The sequence below is a fragment of the Agromyces sp. P1_H4 genome (genome assembly GCF_056405255.1).
Genome location: NZ_JBFUCL010000570.1, coordinates 1 through 1,060 on the forward strand (window position 1 = coordinate 1; position 1,060 = coordinate 1,060).

Consider the following 1,060-nt stretch of genomic DNA (forward strand, 5'->3'; position numbering starts at 1 on the left):
TCGCTGCGCGGGGCGTCGAGCCCTGCGCGGCGAGGAACTCGCGCCACGTGACGCTGCCACGCTGCGCGTCGTCGCCCGCGAGGTTGGCGCCGTCACGATAGGCACGGCCGACGGCTCCCGGCATCCGGATCGGCAGGCGGCGGCGCATCCGTCCGCCCTTCGCGTCCACGAGTGCGGCGGCGAGCTGCGGGATGTCCAGGACCTCGGGTCCAGCCAGGTCCGCAACGCGCCCGGCGGGGCGGCCGAGAGCGATCCCTGCGAGGCGCGCGGCGACGTCGCCGACGTCGACAGGCTCGAACCGGAGGCCGCCGGGCACGGGAAGGAGGGGCAGCTTGGCCATGCCGCCCACCACCGGGAGGACGAAGTCGTGGAGCTGTGCGGCGCGGAGCACCGACCACGGCACGCCGGATCCGGCGATCGCCCGCTCCGCCTCCGCCTTGGCGCGGAAGTAGCCGATCGGCATCCTGTCGGCGCCGGTCACCGAGATCAGGATCAGGTGACGCACGCCGGCATCGCGAGCCGCAGCGGCGAGGTTCCGCGCCGCGACGTCGTCGCCCTTCGCACCGCCGGCGAGGTGGAGGACGACCTCCACGCCGTCGAGTGCTGCGGCGAGTCCGCGTCCGGCGACGGTATCGCCTTCGACATGATGGATGCCGGGCGCCGCCTCACGCGGGTGGCGGGTGAGGATGCGGAGGTCGCGGCCGGCCTCGCGAAGCAGTGGGACGACGCGGCGGCCGATGGTGCCGGTCCCGCCCGTCACGAGCAGAGGTGCGTTCATCATGGTGTTCCTCCCGTGTCACAACCGAGGGCGTTCCCTCGTCGACATCACGACGAACGACCTCGAGGAGATGTGACATGACCGACCGAAGGATGTTGGCCCGCCGGTTCGAGACCGAGCGGCCCCGGCTGCACGCCATCGCGACACGGCTGCTCGGCTCCCCCGCCGACGCCGATGATGCCGTGCAGGAGACCTGGCTCCGACTCGAGCGCGTGGACGTCGACGGCATCGAGAACCTCGAGGCCTGGCTGACGACCGTGGTCTCGCGCGTGAGCCTCGACC

General features: G+C 72.8%; 2 protein-coding genes. One reads left to right on the forward strand and one right to left on the reverse strand.

Translation table 11 applies throughout. The features are described from left to right. On the reverse strand, window positions 1-781 hold a 781-nt coding region (locus AC1DY2_RS20040), incomplete at its 3' end, for an SDR family oxidoreductase (protein ID WP_476764012.1). 74 nt (window positions 782-855) lie between these two features. On the opposite strand from AC1DY2_RS20040, the gene AC1DY2_RS20045 reads away from it, so the two are divergent. Then, window positions 856-1,060: sigma factor (locus AC1DY2_RS20045; RefSeq protein WP_476764013.1), on the forward strand; the 205-nt coding region annotated here is incomplete at its 3' end.